Annotated in this window: 13 protein-coding genes; 4 read left to right on the top strand and 9 right to left on the bottom strand. The window is 65.7% G+C overall.

Annotated features, from left to right (window positions below):
• Positions 1-160 precede the first annotated feature (160 nt).
• Positions 161-1354, top strand: coding sequence for a kynureninase (gene kynU, locus IEX41_RS04285; protein ID WP_188788961.1), 1194 nt, complete (start codon positions 161-163; stop codon positions 1352-1354).
• Between the two features lie 28 nt (positions 1355-1382).
• Here kynU and IEX41_RS04290 read toward each other — a convergent pair whose 3' ends face one another.
• The 5 genes from IEX41_RS04290 to IEX41_RS21415 all read right to left on the bottom strand — a co-directional run bounded on the left by IEX41_RS04290 (position 1383) and on the right by IEX41_RS21415 (position 8585).
• Complete coding sequence (locus IEX41_RS04290; RefSeq protein ID WP_188788962.1) at positions 1383-2159, bottom strand: gamma-glutamyl-gamma-aminobutyrate hydrolase family protein; 777 nt, start codon at positions 2157-2159, stop codon at positions 1383-1385.
• 64 nt (positions 2160-2223) lie between these two features.
• Positions 2224-2652 carry a GlcG/HbpS family heme-binding protein gene (locus tag IEX41_RS04295; protein ID WP_188788963.1) on the bottom strand — a complete coding sequence of 143 codons (429 nt, stop codon included), beginning with the start codon at positions 2650-2652 and terminating at the stop codon, positions 2224-2226.
• A 74-nt stretch (positions 2653-2726) separates the two neighbouring features.
• Positions 2727-4871, bottom strand: coding sequence for a malate synthase G (locus IEX41_RS04300; protein ID WP_188788964.1), 2145 nt, complete (start codon positions 4869-4871; stop codon positions 2727-2729).
• Positions 4872-5001: 130 nt separating this feature from the next.
• Positions 5002-6828, bottom strand: coding sequence for an ABCB family ABC transporter ATP-binding protein/permease (locus IEX41_RS04305; RefSeq protein WP_188788965.1), 1827 nt, complete (start codon positions 6826-6828; stop codon positions 5002-5004).
• A 104-nt stretch (positions 6829-6932) separates the two neighbouring features.
• Positions 6933-8585 (bottom strand): LysM peptidoglycan-binding domain-containing protein, encoded by a 1653-nt coding sequence (locus tag IEX41_RS21415; RefSeq protein WP_229672916.1) that lies wholly within the window; start codon positions 8583-8585, stop codon positions 6933-6935.
• Between the two features lie 99 nt (positions 8586-8684).
• Between IEX41_RS21415 and IEX41_RS04315 the strand changes: the two genes are divergently transcribed.
• Positions 8685-9260: an LOG family protein gene (locus tag IEX41_RS04315; RefSeq protein WP_188788966.1), complete on the top strand. Its 576-nt coding sequence runs from the start codon at positions 8685-8687 to the stop codon at positions 9258-9260.
• A gap of 93 nt (positions 9261-9353) precedes the next feature.
• Here IEX41_RS04315 and IEX41_RS04320 read toward each other — a convergent pair whose 3' ends face one another.
• Positions 9354-11315, bottom strand: coding sequence for a transglycosylase SLT domain-containing protein (locus IEX41_RS04320; protein ID WP_188788967.1), 1962 nt, complete (start codon positions 11313-11315; stop codon positions 9354-9356).
• Positions 11316-11451: 136 nt separating this feature from the next.
• Between IEX41_RS04320 and dapA the strand changes: the two genes are divergently transcribed.
• Complete coding sequence (dapA, locus tag IEX41_RS04325) at positions 11452-12327, top strand: 4-hydroxy-tetrahydrodipicolinate synthase (RefSeq protein ID WP_188788968.1); 876 nt, start codon at positions 11452-11454, stop codon at positions 12325-12327.
• A 107-nt stretch (positions 12328-12434) separates the two neighbouring features.
• Here the strand turns inward: dapA and IEX41_RS04330 are convergent, their stop codons facing one another.
• Together IEX41_RS04330 and IEX41_RS04335 are read right to left on the bottom strand one after the other, a co-directional pair.
• Entirely contained in the window at positions 12435-12902 is a 468-nt protein-coding gene (locus IEX41_RS04330) for a CoA-binding protein (RefSeq protein WP_188788969.1), read from the bottom strand.
• Positions 12903-13123: 221 nt separating this feature from the next.
• A complete protein-coding gene (locus tag IEX41_RS04335; protein WP_373285603.1) occupies positions 13124-14263 on the bottom strand; it encodes a type III PLP-dependent enzyme in 1140 nt (379 codons plus the stop codon).
• Positions 14264-14348: 85 nt separating this feature from the next.
• Between IEX41_RS04335 and IEX41_RS04340 the strand changes: the two genes are divergently transcribed.
• Positions 14349-14807 carry an Lrp/AsnC family transcriptional regulator gene (locus tag IEX41_RS04340; protein ID WP_188788970.1) on the top strand — a complete coding sequence of 153 codons (459 nt, stop codon included), beginning with the start codon at positions 14349-14351 and terminating at the stop codon, positions 14805-14807.
• A 456-nt stretch (positions 14808-15263) separates the two neighbouring features.
• Here IEX41_RS04340 and IEX41_RS04345 read toward each other — a convergent pair whose 3' ends face one another.
• A complete protein-coding gene (locus IEX41_RS04345; RefSeq protein WP_188788971.1) occupies positions 15264-17807 on the bottom strand; it encodes a hypothetical protein in 2544 nt (847 codons plus the stop codon).
• Positions 17808-17928: the final 121 nt, after the last annotated feature.

Raw genomic sequence — 17928 nt, forward strand, 5'->3', positions numbered from 1 at the left:
CTAACAGTTCTTACATGCCTTTGAGCCGTTGCCCGGACGTGACAGAAGGCACGCCAGACAGTGGACAGGGCGACGCACCGTCCGACACACCGGCGACTTGCCTGCGCCGCGGATCCGGGCCACGGTGCCCTTCACAAAAAGCACAACGCCGGAGCGCCCCTTGACCGACTTCGCCTGGACCCGAGAGCAGTTTCACATCCCCCTCGGGCTGATCTACCTCGACGGCAACTCACTTGGCCCCATGCCCAAGGCCACCCCCGCCCGGATCGAGCGCATGCTCACCGAGGAATGGAGCGAACATCTCATCGGCGGCTGGAACGCCTGCGGATGGATGAACATGCCCATGCGGCTCGGCAATCGGATCGGACGGCTCATCGGGGCCGAGGACGGCCACGTGGTCATCGGCGACACCCTGTCGATCAAGGTTTTCCAGGCCGTGTCCGCCGCGCTTCAGGTCAATCCGGAACGGCGAGTCATCCTGTCGGACCGTGGCAATTTCCCATCCGATCTCTACATGGCGCAGGGGCTGGCGGACCTGCTGGACCGCGGCCACGAGCTGCGGCTGGTGAACCCGCACGAACTCGAGGACGCGATCACCGAAGAGGTCGCCGTCCTGTTGGTCACCGAGGTGGATTACCGCACCGGCCGCCGCCACGATCTCAAGGCGCTGACCCGCAAGGCCCATGACATGGGGGCCATGGTGGTCTGGGATCTCGCCCATTCCGCCGGGGCGGTGCCGGTGGACGTGGCCGCAGGCGGCGCGGATTTCGCCGTGGGCTGCACCTACAAATATCTCAACGCAGGCCCCGGCGCGCCCGCCTTCATCTATGTGTCCCCCGAACACGCGGACCATTGCGAACCGGCACTGGCAGGCTGGCTGGGGCACGCCAGACCCTTCGCCTTCGAACACGGCTACCGCCCCGCCGAAGGGGTCGAACGCATGCGTGTCGGCACGCCCCCGGTGATGCAGATGGCCGCGCTCGATGCAGCGCTCGATGTCTGGGACAAGGTCGACATGCGCAAGCTGCGCAAACGCTCTCTCGAGCTAACGGGCCTGATGATCGAAGAGGTCGAAACCCATTGCCCCGGGCTCAAGCTGGCCACCCCCCGCGACAACGACGCGCGCGGCAGCCAGGTCAGCTTCCGCAGCCCCAACGCCTACCCGATCATGCAGGCGCTGATCGACCTCGGCGTGGTCGGGGACTTTCGCGCGCCCGACATCCTGCGCTTCGGCATCACCCCGCTCTATATCGGCGAGACCGAGATCCGCGAGGCGGTCGAGGTACTGGCCCGCATCCTGCGCGGCGCTCTCTGGGATCATCCGAAGTACCAGCTACGCAAGGCGGTCACCTGACCCAAAGCACAGGCAAGGGCGCGCGCTCTCAGGCAGAAATGCGCTGCGGCGCCCGCCGGTGCGCGGCATAGCTGCGCACTGCCTCGCCGAAAGCCTCGAACAGAGGGCGCGACACCGGATCGTTGCCGGCATCCCATTCGGGATGCCATTGCACCGACATCGTGAACCCCGGCGCACCCTTGACATACAGGGCCTCCGGCGTGCCATCGGGGGCGTGCCCCTCGATCTCGATGCGGCTTCCAGGGGTCTTGATGCCCTGCCCGTGCAGCGTGTTGGTCATCACCTCAGAGGCGCCCAGAATCCTGTGGAACCGCCCGCCCTCGGCCAGAGTCACCTTGTGGCGCAGTGCGAATTTCTCCTCCAGCGTACCGTCCGGCGGCATGCGATGGTTCATCCGCCCCGGCAAGTCCCGAATCTCGGGATAAAGCGTGCCGCCCATAGCGACATTGACCTCCTGGAAGCCCCGGCAGATCCCCAGGAAGGGCTGCCCCCGCTCCACGCAGGCCCGCACCAGCGGCAACACGATGGCATCGCGCGCGCGGTCGAAAGCGCCATGCGCCTCGGTGGCCTCTTCGCCGTACTCCTCGGGATGGACGTTGGGCCGACCGCCGGTCAGAAGAAAGCCGTCGCAGGTCTCCATCAACTCCTCGACGGAGACGAAACGCGGATCGGCAGCAACCAGCATCGGCAGGCACCCCGCAACGCAGGATACCGCCTCGGTGTTCATTTCGCCGCCTGCGTGAACCACGTAGGTGTCGTTGATCAGATGCTGATTGCCGATGATGCCGACGACAGGGCGGGCCATGTGAACCTCTTCTCTCTGCTGCTGCCCTGAAACATAGTGCAGGGCAGCGCTGTAAGAAAGGCTCTCAGATGTCGGCAGCCAGCCCGGCAGCCTCGACGCCTGCTTTTCCGGCAGTCGCGTCATTGTCCGACGAATCCCCGGTAACGCCCAAGGCGCCCAGCACCCGGCCCTTGGAATCCTTGACCAAAATGCCGCCCGGCACGGGGATGAGCGATCCGCCGAACGCGCCATTCGCCGCCGCGATGAAATAGGCCTGTGCTTCAGCGCGCTTCATCTGTGCACTGCCCGGCATGCCAAGCATCACCGCACCATAAGCCTTGCCATGGGCAATCTGGAACCGGCCGGGGCTTGCGCCGTCCTGCCGCTCGAAGGCGATGATGTTGCCGCCATCGTCCAGAACCACGACCGAAAGCGGGTTCAGCCCCATCTCCTTGCCGGTGTCGAACGTCTTGCGGATCATCGTCCGCGCCCGGCTGAGCGAAATGCCTGCCATGTCTCGAAGCCTCCTGTCTTCTTCTCTATGAAAATACGCTGGGGGGGGGGGGGGGGGGGGNTCCCCTCTCCGCCTCAGCTGGCCTTCAGCTCGAGGCGGCGACGGTGCAGCACCGGCTCGGTGTAGCCCGACGGCTGCATGCGGCCCTTGAACACCAGATCGCAGGCCGCCTTGAAGGCCACCCCGTCAAAGCCCGGCGCCATGGGCGTGTAGGACGCATCCCCCGCGTTCTGACGGTCCACGACCTCGGCCATCTTCTTCATGGCGGCCATGGCCTCAGCATCCGAGATCACGCCATGATGCAGCCAGTTCGCCATATGCTGCGAGGAAATCCGGCAGGTCGCCCGATCCTCCATCAGGCCCACGTCATGGATGTCCGGCACCTTGGAACAGCCCACGCCCTGATCGACCCAACGCACCACGTAACCAAGGATGCCCTGCGCATTATTCTCGATCTCCTCGGCGATTTCCGCTTCGGACCAGTTGGCGCCATCCGCCACAGGGATCGTCAGCAGATCCTCCAGCGTGCCGCGCGGACCGCCTGCAGCGATCTTTGCCTGCACCGCCAGAACGTCCACCGCGTGGTAGTGTAGCGCGTGCAGCGTGGCAGCGGTGGGCGACGGCACCCAGGCGCAGTTGGCACCCGCTTTGGGGTGGCCGATCTTGGCTTCGAGCATGTCGGCCATGAGGTCCGGCATCGCCCACATCCCCTTGCCGATCTGCGCCTTGCCGCGCAGCCCGCAGGCAAGACCGATGTCGACGTTGCGATCCTCGTAAGACGTGATCCACGGCAGGCCCTTCATGGCCCCCTTGCGCACCATGGCACCCGCCTCCATCGAGGTGTGCATCTCGTCTCCGGTGCGGTCGAGGAAGCCGGTGTTGATGAAGGCCACCCGGTGCTTGGCGGCGCGGATGCACTCCTTGAGGTTGGCGGAGGTCCGACGCTCTTCGTCCATGATGCCAAGCTTGACGGTGTATTGCGGCAGCCCCAGCGCCTCTTCGACAAAGCCAAAGATCTCGTCAGCGAAGGCCACTTCCTCGGGGCCGTGCATCTTGGGCTTCACCACATAGACCGATCCTTCGACCGAATTGCGAGGACCATCGGTCTTGGCAAGGTCATGTTTGGCAATCAGCGTGGTGATCATGGCGTCCATGAGCCCCTCGTAGATCTCCGAGCCGTCCTTGAGCAGGATCGCGGGGTTGGTCATCAGGTGGCCGACATTGCGCACCAGCATGAGCGCCCGCCCCTTCACCGTGGCCTCCGAGCCATTCGGCGCGGTGAACACCTTGTCTCCGGCCAGCACGCGGGTGACGGTCTTGCCGCCCTTCTCGAAACTGTCCGCCAGATCGCCCTTCATCAGGCCCAGCCAGTTGGTGTAGGCCAGCGTCTTGTCCTCGCCATCGACACAGGCGACGGAGTCCTCACAATCCATGATGGCCGACACGGCAGATTCCATCAGCACATCCGCCAGCCCCGCGCTGTCGGTCCTGCCAATGAAATGGTCTCGGTCAAAGACCAGCTCCACGTGCAGGCCATTGTTGACCAGAAGCACCGCCTCCGGGGCCTCGGGCGCACCGCGGTAGCCCGCGAACTGAGCGGGCGACGCAAGAGGCTTGCCCCCCACCACAAGCGCGCCGCCTTCGACGGTATAGCTCTCGGCACCCACGTGGCTGCCGCCTGCGACAGGGAAGCTTTCGTCGAGGAAGGCCTTAGCCCGCGCCACCACCTGCGCGCCACGTGCCTCGTCGAAGTCGCCCTTGGGCGGGACCGATCCCAGAGCATCGGTGCCGTAGAACGCATCATAGAGCGAACCCCAGCGCGCATTCGCAGCGTTCAGCGCGTAGCGGGCGTTGGTGATCGGCACCACCAGCTGCGGGCCGGGGACCGAGGCGAACTCGGGGTCGGTGTTCGTGGTCTCGATCTCGAAATCGGCCCCCTCGATCACGAGATAGCCGATTTCCTCGAGGAAGGCGCGGTAGGCCTCGGGATCGAAGGCGCTGCCCTTGTGCTCGAGATGCCAAGCGTCGATGCGCGCCTGAAGGTCCTCGCGACGTTTCAGCAGCGCCGCGTTGCGCGGTCCGAACTCGTGGGCCAGCTGCGACAGGCTCTCCCAGAACGCATCCGCCGCCACACCACTGCCCGGCAGGGCACGGGTTTCGAGGAAGTCGAACAGCAGCGGGTCGATCTGAAGTCCGGCGCGTTGGATGCGGTCGCTCATGTGGGGCCTCTTTCATGGAGTCGGTGCCGAAGGTGTAGGGGTGTTTCCTATCGGAAACAAGACCGGTCACCTGATTTGACCAATTCCGCGCCTGCACCGCAAATTTCTTGCCAAGGAATTTGCCCCCGGCTCAGCCTGCGTCCGGGTCCGCCTGCTGCCGCGCCCAAAGCTGCGCATAGCGCCCACCCCGCCCCAAGAGCGCCTCATGCGTGCCCTCCTCGATCACCTCGCCGGCTTCCAGCACTACGATGCGATCCGCGTCCGAGATGGTCGACAGCCGGTGCGCGATGGTGATCACGGTGCGCCCCTCACCGGCCCGTTTCAAGGCCCCCTGGATCTGCGCCTCGGTTTCCGTATCGAGGGCCGAGGTCGCCTCGTCCAGCAGCAGGATCGGCGGGTCCTTGAGCAGCGTCCGTGCGATGCCCACCCTCTGCTTCTCGCCGCCCGACAGCTTCAGCCCGCGCTCGCCCACCTGTGTGTCGTAGCCTTCGGGCAACGCCTCGATGAAGCCGTGGATCCGCGCCGCCTTCGCCGCCGCGACGATCTCGTCATCCGTAGCGTTGTCGCGGCCGTAGGCGATGTTGTAGCGGACGGTGTCGTTGAACAGCACCGTGTCCTGCGGCACCACCCCGATGGACCGGTGCAGGCTGTCCTGCGTGACGTCCCGCAGATCCTGCCCGTCGATGCGGATCGCTCCGTCAGCCACGTCATAAAAACGGAACAGCAGCCGTCCGATGGTGGACTTGCCAGACCCCGACGGTCCCACAAGCGCCACGCTTTCCCCTGCCCCCACCTTGAGGGACACGCCCTTCAGGATTGGCCGGGTGGGATCGTAGGAAAAGCGCACGTCGTCCAGTTCGACCACGCCGCCGCGCACGTCGATGGCCGGGGCGTTGGGCTTGTCGGTGACTTCGGCGGGCTGGTCGAGCAGGTCGAACATCTGCCCCATGTCCACAAGGCTCTGCCGGATCTCGCGATACACCGTGCCGAGGAAATTCAGAGGCATGGTGATCTGGATCATGTAGGCATTGACCATGACGAAATCGCCCACGGTCAGCGCCCCGCTCTGCACCCCCATGGCAGCCATCACCATAACGATCACCAACCCCGAGGTGATGATCAGAGACTGACCAAAGTTCAGCGTTGCCAGCGATGTGGCAGTCTTCACCGCCGCCGCTTCGTAGCCCTTCATGGCGCTGTCGTAGCGTGCCGCCTCACGGCCTTCAGCGTTGAAATACTTGACTGTTTCAAAGTTCAGAAGGCTGTCGATGGCCTTCTGGTTCGCATCCGTGTCCTGTTCGTTCATCTTGCGGCGCAACCGGACGCGCCATTCGGTGACCTTGAAGGTGAACCAGATGTAAAGGCCGATGGTCACCGCCACCACCACGAGATACCAGATGTCAAAAAGCACGGCGAGCACGATACCCACCAGCAGCAGCTCGAGGAACAGCGGCCCGATGCTGAACAACAGGAAGCGCAGCAGGAACTCGACCCCCTTCACCCCGCGCTCGATGATCCGGGACAGCCCGCCGGTCTTGCGAGTGATGTGGTAGCGCAGGCTCAGCTGGTGCATGTGGGTAAAGGTCTCGAGCGCCAGCTGCCGCAGGGCCCGCTGCCCCACCCGGGCAAAGGTCGCGTCCCGCAGTTGCTGGAAGCCCACGTTCATCAGCCGCGCAAGGCCATAGGCGAGGGTAAGTCCGATCGCCCCGATGGCCAGCTCCGGCAGATCGCCGGACAGCGTGTCCACCGCCCGCTTGTAGAACAGCGGCGTCGACACAGCGATCAGCTTGGCGATGAGCAGGAAGGCCATGGCGATGACCACCCGCCGCTTTACCCATGCCTGCTCCTCGGGCCACAGATACGGCCCCACCCGGCGGATCGTACGCAGCGCCGATCTGCGTTCTTCGCGGGCGATCTCGTTCTGGGTGTCCGGGTTTGCGGCAAGATGGGGGGGCATTGGCGGTCCTGGGCTCATGCGGTCCAGCCCCGAATACCCTCAAGGACGCCCGGTTGCCAGAGGGGCACCCTGCCACGTCGCGAGGCGCCGGCGCCCGATGCGCCTTATTCGGGCATGTCGAAGACCTGCCCGGGGTAGATAAGGTCCGGGTCGCGGATCTGCGTGGAATTGGCCGAGAAGATCTTCACGTAGGCCAAGCCGTCGCCATAGCGGTCGCGGGCCAGCGCCCAGAGCGTGTGGCCGGGCTGGACGGTAACCGCCCTGAGCGGCTCCTCTCCGCCAGCCTTCTCGGCTGCAGCGGCGAGTTTTTCGGGGTCTTCGCGCAGGAACGGGCTTTCGGCGCGCGAGCTGACGGCCCCCTCCTCGACCTGATCAACGCGCAGGGTGTAGGTGCCCGGCTCGACCTGCGGCAGGCGGCTTTGCCAGCGCCCTGTGCCAGGGATTTCGGCGGCAGCGACCGAACGGTTGTCGAGGTAGATGCGCAGCCCCGCCTCGGCACTGCCCCGCCCCGACAGGGTGACATTGCCCTCGTCATCGTAGGTGATCGCGTCAATGGCCACCTGCCCGGTGACCACCGGCTCGGGCGCCTGCATGATCTCGACCCCGTTACGGGTGGACAGGATCACCGCCGGGGCGGTGGCGATCTCGGGAGTGGCGGGGAGCTCGGGGGCGCTTGCGATGGTCTCGGGCACGGTCGGATCTTCATCCGCGACATCGAAGGGCGCCTCGGGCGCAGCAGCTTGCGGAGGCGGAGGTGCAAGCAGCAGCTCGTCGGTGCCGCTGACGTCGCGGCCATCCAGCTGCATGCGCAGCGACAGGCGGCGCGGGCTGCCGGTGGCGGGCAGGTCGAGGAACTGCACGAAGCGCCCCGATGCATCGACGGCCATGGCAGGCTGCGCCTCACCATCGACCAGGATCTCGACCTCTGCCCCTGCCGGAGCCTGCCCTGCCACAAGGGTCTGTCCATCTGGCTCGGCACGCACGATGTCGAACCGGGGTTCCTGTGCCGGGGCCTCGGCCTGCGGCGTGGCCTCGGCAACCTGCGGCTCGCGGGCGGCGGCAATGGCGCGTTCAGAGGCAGAGGCCGAGCCTTCCTCAACGGGGTTGCCGGCCGCAGCCTCAGGCGAAGGCGTGATCGTGTCCGCATTCGCGGCAGGGCTTCCGGCGGACATGCTGTCGGTGGAGGTTATGCCGACGGCAGCCTGCGCCGCGTCATCCTCACCATCGGAGCCGTCCTCCGGCAACCGTATGTCAGCCACATCATCGCCTTGAGCGGCATTTACGTCCGGACTGCTCTCTTCAGTCAAAGCTGCGCCCCCTGCGTTGCCCGCTCTGTCAGAGGCCGCATCCAAGGAGGCGGATGCCTCGGGTGCACCCCCGGCGTCGGAGGTTGCGGAGGGCTCGCCAGCATCGGGGGTGCCTGCGGTTCGGTCTGTCCGGGGTGTTTCGCGGCTGCCACCTGTCGCAAGCGCGGCGGCGTTTTCGTCCGTTGCGGTCGCGTCCGTGCTTCCGTCCGCCCCGGCTCCTTCGACGCTTCCGCCCGGCCCCGGTTCCCCAGACCTTCCGCCCAGGTCGGACGCCATGGAGCTTTCACCCGTGTCGCGTCCACCAGAGCTTTCGCTCGTTTCTGGCGACGCGACGGTTTCGTCGTCCGCAAAGGCATCCGCCCCCGGGCCGATCACGTCGCCCATGTAAAGCCCCGCCACCAACGCGACGACACCCAAGATCCCCCAGCCGAGCAGCTTCGACGTATTCATGCGACAGTGTCCCAACCCGCGCCCATCCCCGACGCGGTTGAGAACGTATAACAATCCCGTTATCTCGGGTCAAAACGGCAAATACGCTGGAGCCCCTCCATGACACCAAAATGCAACCCCACGCCGCCTGCGCGGTCAATCTGCGTCTATTGCGGCTCGCGTACCGGCCATGATCCGGCCCACGTGGAGGCAGCAGAAACGCTCGGACAGCTCATCGCCGGTGAAAACTGGCGGCTGGTCTACGGCGCAGGCGACGTGGGCCTCATGGGCACCGTGGCACGGGCGGCGCAGGCGGCGGGGGGCGATACCTTCGGGGTGATCCCCACCCACCTGCTCGACCTCGAGGTGGGCAAGACCGACCTCACCCGCTTCATCGTCACTGAGACGATGCATGAGCGCAAGAAGGTCATGGTTATGAACGCCGACGCCATCGTCCTGATGCCCGGCGGCGCTGGCAGCCTCGACGAGTTCTTTGAAGCGCTGACGTGGCGCCAGCTGGGCCTGCATGACAAACCCATCGTGCTTCTGGATTCGAACGGATTCTGGAAACCCCTGCAGGCGCTCATGAAACACGTGGTGGACGAAGGTTTTGCTGATGCCAGCCTGCTTGATTTCGTGCAGGCCGCCCCGTCCCCCGAAGGCGTGATGGAAACGCTCCGCCGCGCCCTGACCTGAGGCGTCGCCCACGCAGTGGGCTGCTCTGCGGCGTCCCCACGCCCATGAGCCCGGCACCAGGCCCGCGCCGGACGGCGGCGCGGGCCTGGTCGATCAGTTGACCTCTGCCAGGGTCGAGCCGGTCAGCTCTTCGCTGAAGGGCACAGGCAGCGGGTCGAGGCCCAGCCGTGCGCGATAGACCGGAAGGCTTTCCGACACGCGCATGACGTAGTTGCGGGTCTCGTTGAACGGAATCATCTCGATCCAGTCCACCACGTCGATCTCGCCACCACCGGGGCCACTGCGGGGATCGCCGCGCTCTTCCATCCAGCGGATGGGGCGGCTGGGGCCTGCATTGTAGCCTGCCGACATCATCACCACGTTGCCGTTGAACCGCCGCGCCAGGCTCGCGAGATACTCAGACCCGAGCCGTGCGTTGTAGGCCGGATCACCGGTCAGATCGTCATGGCTGTAGGCAATGTCGAGCCAGCCCGCCACTTCGCGCGCGGTGCCCGGCATCAGCTGCATGAGGCCCCGCGCCCCCGCGCCCGACACCACCACCGGGTCGAACTCGGATTCGCGGCGGGCGATTGCCAGCACCATCTCCTTGGGCACCGGGAAATCGGTGCGCACGATGTCTGGGTGCAGCGCGTAATAGGGCCCCGGCACCTGGATGCCGTAGCGCGCCGCGCGCTTGCCCACCATGACCTGCACATGCGGGCGCTGCATCTCGTCCAGCATGGCCCCCAGCTGACCGATCTCCTGCCGCTCGAGCCCCTCGGCGAGGTGGGTCAGGAACCGCTCGCCAAGGGCAGTTTCGCCAGAGGCCAGAAGCAGCACCGCGGCCTTGTAGACGCTGGTTTCGGTGAAAGGCGCCTCGCGCCAGGGGGGGAAATCTTCGGTCCCGGCAAGAGTGGGGTCTGCCTCCATGCCGGCCTTTTCGGCGGCAAGCAGGCCGTAGAACGAGGTCTGCCAACGGCCGCCCTCGCGGTAGGCGGTCTGCGCGCCCTCTTCGTCTCCGAGTGCTTCGAGCGCTCGGCCCCGCCAATACCCGGCCCGCCCGAGCGAAATCGGAGAGTCCACCGCTCCGCCATGGCCCCGGAAATGTTCAAGCGCAGTTTCCGCGTCATCAAGGAAGCGCAGCGCGATATACCCCGACAGCCATTCAAGCTCCGCGTAATCGGCACCGTCCGACAGGTAATGGGTCGAGGCCACCGTGTAGGCATCGCGGTAATCTCCGCCACGCATCAGCTGGTGCGCAAGGTCGTGACGCCGCTCGGCCCACGCCCAGGGCTCGCCCAGGGCCTCGGCGCTGGTGGAATACTCGCTCAGCAGTTCGATTGCGTCACTCTCGCGTCCCTTGCGCAGGCGCCACAGATAGCGCTCGTAGGCAAGGCCCGGGTGATCGCGCAGATCCTCGGGGACCGCCTCGATCAGGCTATCCACGCCGGCGACCATCTCGCGCAGGCCGATACGCGCCTCGGCCAGCGCGCGCCAGCCGTCCGACACCAGCGGCAGCATGGCGCGGGCGTTGCTTTCCCAGCCCTGCCACAGTGCCATGTCGAGCCGTGCCTCGTGATGCGGCCCCAGCACATCTCCCCACTGGTCGACGAAGGCACGGCGCTCGTCCCCCGACAGCGCGAGGGTGCGCCAGGCCAACACAACCTCGGCCTCGGCCTGGCCGCGTTCACCGCTCGCCGCATAGGCACGGGCCAGCGCCAGCGCCCCGGCGCCGGTCTGCGGACGGTAGCCGTCAAAGAAGGCGCGGGTAATCTCGTTGTCACCGGATTCGGAGATGGCGATTTCACTCTTTTCCCGCAGGTATGGCATGCCCGGCCAGTTCGGGTTGCGGGTGATGAAATCCATGATCTGCGATGCATCGCCGTAGCTTGACCGAAGGTAATGCCAGAGGATGACATCAAGCGCCGCCTGGCCGTCACCACGCGAATCGATCAGCGCCGCGGCCCAGTTGCCGCCCCGCATGTCCTGCATTGCGGACGCAAGGGGGCGATCGGCCTGGGCGGCAGCGCCTTGAGGGAGTAGGATAATCAGGATGAGGGCCCAGAGGCGCGACATGAGCTTGCATTTTCGGTTGTGACAGGGAATAGACGCGTCGCCGAGGGTATCGCCTCGCGGGAAGCTTTCAAACTCACATTCCCTTCAGGCGAGACGATTTCCACGGGAAAACGCGAAAAGGATAAAGGAGCGTGTGATGTTGAAAGGTTCTATGCCTGCCCTGGTCACGCCGTTCAAGGACGGCGCAGTGGACTTCGACACGCTCAAACGTCTGGTCGAATGGCACATTGCCGAAGGCTCTGACGGGCTTGTCCCGGTGGGCACCACCGGTGAAAGCCCCACGGTCAGCCACGAGGAACATGAACAGGTCATCGCCTGCGTGGTCGAAGCCGCCGCGGGCCGTGTGCCGGTGATTGCTGGTGCCGGGTCCAACAGCACCGCAGAGGCGCTCCACCTCGTGCAGTTTGCTCAGCGCGCCGGGGCCGATGCCGCCCTCGTGGTGACGCCCTACTATAACAAGCCCACCCAGGCCGGGATGATTGCGCACTTCACCGCGCTGCATGACGGGTCGGACCTTCCGATCATCATCTACAACATCCCCGGCCGTTCGGCGGTCGACATGACCCCGGCCACCATGGGCGAGCTTGCCAAGCTGCCGCGCATCGTCGGCGTCAAGGACGCCACCGGCGACCTCGCGCGGGTCTGTGCCCAGCGCATCACCTGCGGGCCAGACTTCATCCAGCTTTCGGGCGAGGACGCGACTGCGCACGGCTTCAACGCGCAAGGCGGCGTGGGCTGCATCTCGGTTACCGCGAACGCGGCGCCGCGGCTTTGCGCCGACATGCAGGATGCCTGCGCGGCCGGCGATTACGCCACCGCGCTGGAACTTCAGGACCGCCTGATGCCGCTGCACCAGGCCATCTTCCTCGAGCCGGGCCTGTGCGGCGTGAAATACGCCATGGCCCGCCAGGGACTCTGCTCCGAGGAAATGCGCCTGCCACTGGTGCCCGTCACCCAGCCGGTGCGCGACCGCATCGATGCGGCCCTGCGCCACGCAGGCCTGCTGAACTGAGCGAAATCGCCCTGCCCGGCGCTCCTTCGGGGACGGCGGGCAGGGCGACGTTGCCTGCGGCAACGAGCGCCGGACGGTGTCACGGCCTCACTTTTAGCATCCAGCCCTTACAACTTCGACGAGATTACGCCGGTGTTGAAGCCGCCCATGCGCAGCTCGCCATTGAGGCGCTGATATTCGATCTTGGGACAGCGGTTCATCACCACGTCCACGCCCTGCGCCTCGGCCATCGCCGCCGCCTCGGGGCTTTCCACCCCGATCTGCATCCAGACCGTGCGCAGCCCCGGAAGATGGGCCAGCGCCTCCTCGACGATGCCCGGCACTGCGTCGGAGCGGCGGAAGATGTCCACCATGTCCACATCCCCGGGCAGCTCCGTGATCGAGGAACGCACCTCCTCACCAAACAGCATTGCACCGGAATGGCCGGGATTGACCCCGATCACGCGATAGCCCCGCAGCGACAGGTAGCGCGCCACGTAATAGCTTGGCCTCACCGGGTTCAGCGACACGCCAATGACGGCGATCACCTTGGTGCGGTTCAGGATGTCCTTGAGATAGGCGTCGGAATAGCTCATGCGCCGACGCTAGCGCAGGTCGAAAAAAAGCGACAGCCCAAAGAAAAAGCGCCCAAGGACAAGCCTTGGGCGCAAGTGCGGAACGAGGGACAGTGAAGGCATCGCGGGGTTCCAGCTCCGCGTTGCTGATAGAGAGATAGGCAGATCGGCAACATTTGTAAGGTCTCTCAAGAAACCGTGAACAAAAAACTTGACCGACCACTCTTTTCCTGAATTGAAGCCTAACCTGCGGCGGTCATTTGCACCACCCGCTTGGCGCCGTAACCATTGAACCCGGTGACAAGAGACCGCGAATAGGCACCCATGCCCTCGAATACGAGATAGTCGCCCTCGGCCAGCGTTACGGGCAGCGGCAACGGATCGGGCAGCCGATCGATGCTGTCACAGGTCGGCCCGAACACGATGCGCGGCGCCATCTCCCCACCCCGGGGCAACCCGACAGTGGTCACCACCCGCAGCCGCTGCATCGAGCCCATGTCACGCCATTCTGCCATGCCGCCGTAGATGCCGTCATTGAGAAAGACAGCGTCCCGCTCGACCGCCTTGACCCTCAGGGCCAGCATGAAGGCCTCCGCGCTCAGCGCCCGGCCCGGCTCACAGACCAGCTGCGGCGCCTCGTCGAAATGCGCTTCCACGGCATGGGCGATGGCGGCGAAGATCGCCTCGAGGTCGGCACGCCCCTCCCCCCGATCCGACGGAAACCCGCCGCCGACGTTCAGCCGATGCAGCCGCACGCCCGCCTGCCGCGCAACCTCGGCCGACGCTTCGATATATCGCTCCCACGCCGCGCCGCTGCGGCATTGCGTGCCGGGATGGAAGGTCAGCGAAGGGGTGAGGCCCATCTCCACCACCCTTTTGAGCAGCGCCACCGCCCCGGCAGGCTCAGCCCCGAACTTGGCACCGAAATCATAGGCCGCGCCCGGCACCGGCAGCTTCAGTCGAACGGCGATCTCGGTCCCTTCGGGCAGGCCCGACAGCTTTTCCAGCTCGCTCAAACGGTCCACCGACCAAGAGGTACACCCCTGCGTCAGCCCCTCGGCGACCTCCGCGCCAGAGCGCACCGGGTTATGGTAGTGTAGCACGGCATCGGGGCAGTGCGCACGTACCAGCGCCATCTCGGCCGGAGAGGCCACGTCGAAGCTGCGCAGCCCCAGCGCCACCAGCCCCTCGATCATCTCGGGCGACGGGTTGGCCTTCACCGCATAGGTGACAAGCCCCGGGAAGCCGTCAAGGAATCGCGCCGCGACCTGCCCCAGCCGCATCGGGCAGAAGAAGAACACCGGATCGTCGGGTCGCTCCCGCGCGAGGTAGGTTTCGGGGGATGGCAGAAGGGCCTGCTCTTTGCCCATCTCTTTGCCCATGACGGTCTCTCCTGTTGGTTTTCCAACAAGTGTGGCACCGTAAATGCTCGATTTCGCCCGTCAGCTTTGTCAAACTGAGTGACACATGAAACAAATCGACGAACCTGCACTACAGATAGACGAAACTGACCGCGCGCTTGTGGCGTTGCTGTCGTCGGATGCGCGCATGCCAGTGTCGGACATCGCGCGACGGCTGGGGCTGGCGCGCACCACGGTGCAGGCCCGGATCGAACGGCTGGTGGCGCGCGGTGCCATCGCAGGCTTCACCATCCGGCGCGGCCCGGCCCTTCGGGAAGCGATCCGCGCCACTGTCCTTGTCAGCATTGAGCCGCGCACCCAGGCCGAGGTCCTGACCCGCCTGCGCCAGATGCCCGCGGTCGAGACCGTGCACACGACTTCGGGGCGGGTGGACCTGATGGTGATCGTCTGCGCCGCATCAACCGAGGCGCTGGACGCCGCACTCGACCGCATTGCGGAGGCGCGCGGGGTCAGAAGCTCGGAAAGCCTTATCCACCTGACCACCAAGATCGACCGGAGAGGCTAGACCTCACCCTCGCCCTCACCCTCGCCCTCGCCCTCGCCCTCGCCCTCGGGAGGTTATGCAATGTAGGTGACCGGACAACAGGCGACCACGAACTGGCGGCAACGCCACGACACTGGCGGGACATCCCCCATTCTGATGTTCTGCACCCGGCCCACGCGGCCAGAGCCACCGTGGTGAGCCCCACAATTACCTTGAAAATTGCGGATACAGCCGCCAGCCAGCCCGGGCAGTTTCAAATCATGTGCTGGACGGCTTCACGGCCCGCCGGCGCCAATCCCATCGCATCCCCCGGACAGCGGGGTACAATCCGGCAGATCGGCGCAATCTGCCAGCCGAGCGATATATTGGTCATGGACCCTGACAGTGCGTGATGGCTCGCCCCCGAGCATCGCCACCGGAAAAACGAAAACGGCGGGCGCAACAGCACCCGCCGTTTCGGTTCGTGTAGGCCAGACCTCAGCCTGCTGCGCGGGCGTCCGGCTTGAAGCTGATGCGGTCCGATGCGGTGAACCGACCGCCACGGGTTTTCTCGATCTTGCCCTCGCGCAGCAGCTGACCGAAGGTCCGCAGCCGGTCTTCGCGGCTGGACTCGCTGACCTCGGCCTGTCGCACCTTGGTCATCAGCTGCGGGCGCGAGAACTGCTCGCGGTGCTCCACGAAGGACATGTAGGCCGCTGCCGCCTCGAGCAGCTCGGGAAGATCACGCGCGCCGACGCTTTCGGCATATGCGGCGAAATCACCGTCTCCTTCGCCGCCCGACACGAAATCGTCCTCGAGATCGGCCAGCTTGACCCGGCGGGGCCGCGGCGCGGGCTCTTCGCTGTCGACGCGTTGCTCGGCGACCAGCTTCAGCGGTGCAGGGCGTGCAGCCTCGTTGGGACGCTCGGTGAGGGCGCGGGCACCTTCCGGGCGACGCGGGCGCACCGCGTTGGCCAGATCTTCGCGGTAGGGTTCGATGACCTCTTCACTGTCCTGGCGACGACCCAAAAGCTTGTCGGCACGGGTCGCGGCCACGGCGGCGCGCAGATGCGCGATGGCACTGCGGCGGCGGTTGCCTTCCGGCTCGCTCAGCTGCGAGTTGGTTTCGTCGAGGATGCGCGAGGCGTCGGTGTCACCGACACTGTTCTCGGTTAGCATGGCGCGAGCCGGGCTCGACATCTTGACGGCCTTGCGGACCTGCTCGCCGGCAAGGCGATCAGCCTCCAGGGCAAGGGCCGAGATCCGCTCGAACTCGGCGGCCTCTTCGGATTGCTCATTGTCGTCTGCGCAACTGGCAAGCGAAAGGCTGTCCTCGTCGAGGTCGTCATAGTCTTCGTCATCATCGAAGGCCCGATCGAACTCGTCCTCCAGCTCGGACGAGAACGACGCGGCATCGAGTTCATCTTCGGGGGCCTCGTCTTCGGCAGCGACTTCAGGCTCGCGGCGCGGGCGAAGCGGCTCTTCGCGGGTGTCCGCAACCTCCGGCTCGGACCACTCATCGTCGTCACCGAAATTCCAGTCATCCTCATCATCGAACGACGACGTGTGTGCGGTGGCTGCGCCCAAGGAGGGCGCATACCAGTCCCCGTCTTCCTCATCGTCGAGGTCATCCGAACCCTCCGATTCGCCGAACGCGGCCTCTTCGGTGTCGGCAAAGGCGGGCTGTTCGGCGGCAGTAACGGGTGTGGTGTCGTCTTCGCCCTGATCTTGGACTGCCGGCTGCATGGCCATGACCGGCTGTGCGTCCTCTTCCACTGACAGGGCCTCGGACCAGTCGTCATCGCTTTCGTCATCATCGGCGAAGGCGCGATTGAAATCAGCTTCAAGCTCGGCCTTCACGGCTGCCAGCTCGCGAGAGAGGTCGTCCTCGTCCTCATCCGACAGGCTGCTCACCGTGTCATCGCCCGAGGGAGCTTCTTCGACTTCCTCGAGGGTGCCTCGGGCGACCGCCGCGTCGAACGCCGCACGCTTGACCGTCACGACGCGAGCGCGCACGCGACGCGGCTCGGCGGGGGCTGTTTCGGGCACGGCCGCCGGCATGGCTTGCGAGGCCGGGACGGAGAACAGCGGCTCTTCGTCTTCGAAGGTCTCATCGAAGTCACTGCTTGCCGGTGTGTCGGCAAAGAGATTGTCCCGCGCGATCATCGGCTCGACGGCGGCAAGCTCGGGATCTTCATCGGTGTCCTCTTGGGCGACCGTCACATCGCCACGGGCCACGACCGCACGGATGCGGCGCAGCTTGGCGGCCACGTTGTCGCTGTCACTGGCAGAGAAGGCCGGGGCGTCAGCTGCAATCATCTCGTGTTCGAAGAACTCGGCCTCGGCCTCGATGCTGTCATCGCCCTGTTCTGCCGCAACATCTTCGGAGGCCATGTCGTAGATGAAGGCGTCGTCGGCGACGACCTGCCTCTCCGGAGCTGCCTTCGTTGCCGTATCCTGCACCGGTTGGGCTGCAAGCAGGCTGGCGACGCTGTCTTCGGCCGCCATGTCGGGGGAGCCTTCATCGTCAGTTTCGACGGGACCATCGACAAGCGGCTCTGCAGAAACCTGGTGATCCGCCACTGCGGCCGCGATGGTGTCCGCCATGGACGCCTCGAGGCGGGCGATCTCTTCGAGTTCTTCGGCGGTCGGCGCTTCGCGTTCGGGTTCCGGTTCGGTCCGGGCCTGCTCCGGTTCGCTGGACACGGATGCATCGCTGGCGCCGGGCGCCGGACGGGCCGAAGCCAGTGCAGCCCCCATGGCCCCGGCAGACGGTCCCGTCGAGGCGGTGCCTGTGCCGAACGGGCTGCGCAGGGTCAAAGTGCCCTGCCCCGCCTCGGCGGCCAGCTGGTTCTTCAGCAGTTCGGCTGCCAGCTCGGGATCGAACTGCGGCGGTTCGGCACCAAAGAAGCGGTCTTCACGGATCACCCCGCGGAAGAAATGCGTGGACTCCTTGACCACGGCGAGCGGATCCTCGAACCCTTCTGCCGTGCAGGAGAAGGTGCCGTAGGAGACCGTCAGAATCTTGCTCGAACTCACCATTTTCTGCTCACTCTCAATTCGGACTGCAAGGATGTGTTTACCACCCCATCCGAGACCAAAGCTGATCGAATCTTAGGTATTCAGCGTATCATTTCGTGTCCGCATTGTGATCTGTTTCCGG

This window comes from Salipiger pallidus (genome assembly GCF_014643635.1).
Taxonomy (GTDB): Bacteria; Pseudomonadota; Alphaproteobacteria; order Rhodobacterales; family Rhodobacteraceae; genus Salipiger; species Salipiger pallidus.

Coding starts and splice junctions, on each gene's coding strand:
- IEX41_RS04335 (WP_373285603.1), bottom strand. CDS start 14,263: ATGGGCAAAGAGATGGGCAAAGAGCAGGCCCTTCTGCCATCCCCCGAA.
- IEX41_RS04305 (WP_188788965.1), bottom strand. CDS start 6,828: ATGCCCCCCCATCTTGCCGCAAACCCGGACACCCAGAACGAGATCGCC.
- IEX41_RS04340 (WP_188788970.1), top strand. CDS start 14,349: ATGAAACAAATCGACGAACCTGCACTACAGATAGACGAAACTGACCGC.
- IEX41_RS21415 (WP_229672916.1), bottom strand. CDS start 8,585: ATGAATACGTCGAAGCTGCTCGGCTGGGGGATCTTGGGTGTCGTCGCG.
- IEX41_RS04330 (WP_188788969.1), bottom strand. CDS start 12,902: ATGAGCTATTCCGACGCCTATCTCAAGGACATCCTGAACCGCACCAAG.
- IEX41_RS04345 (WP_188788971.1), bottom strand. CDS start 17,807: ATGGTGAGTTCGAGCAAGATTCTGACGGTCTCCTACGGCACCTTCTCC.
- IEX41_RS04320 (WP_188788967.1), bottom strand. CDS start 11,315: ATGTCGCGCCTCTGGGCCCTCATCCTGATTATCCTACTCCCTCAAGGC.
- dapA (WP_188788968.1), top strand. CDS start 11,452: ATGTTGAAAGGTTCTATGCCTGCCCTGGTCACGCCGTTCAAGGACGGC.
- IEX41_RS04300 (WP_188788964.1), bottom strand. CDS start 4,871: ATGAGCGACCGCATCCAACGCGCCGGACTTCAGATCGACCCGCTGCTG.
- IEX41_RS04295 (WP_188788963.1), bottom strand. CDS start 2,652: ATGGCAGGCATTTCGCTCAGCCGGGCGCGGACGATGATCCGCAAGACG.
- IEX41_RS04315 (WP_188788966.1), top strand. CDS start 8,685: ATGACACCAAAATGCAACCCCACGCCGCCTGCGCGGTCAATCTGCGTC.
- IEX41_RS04290 (WP_188788962.1), bottom strand. CDS start 2,159: ATGGCCCGCCCTGTCGTCGGCATCATCGGCAATCAGCATCTGATCAAC.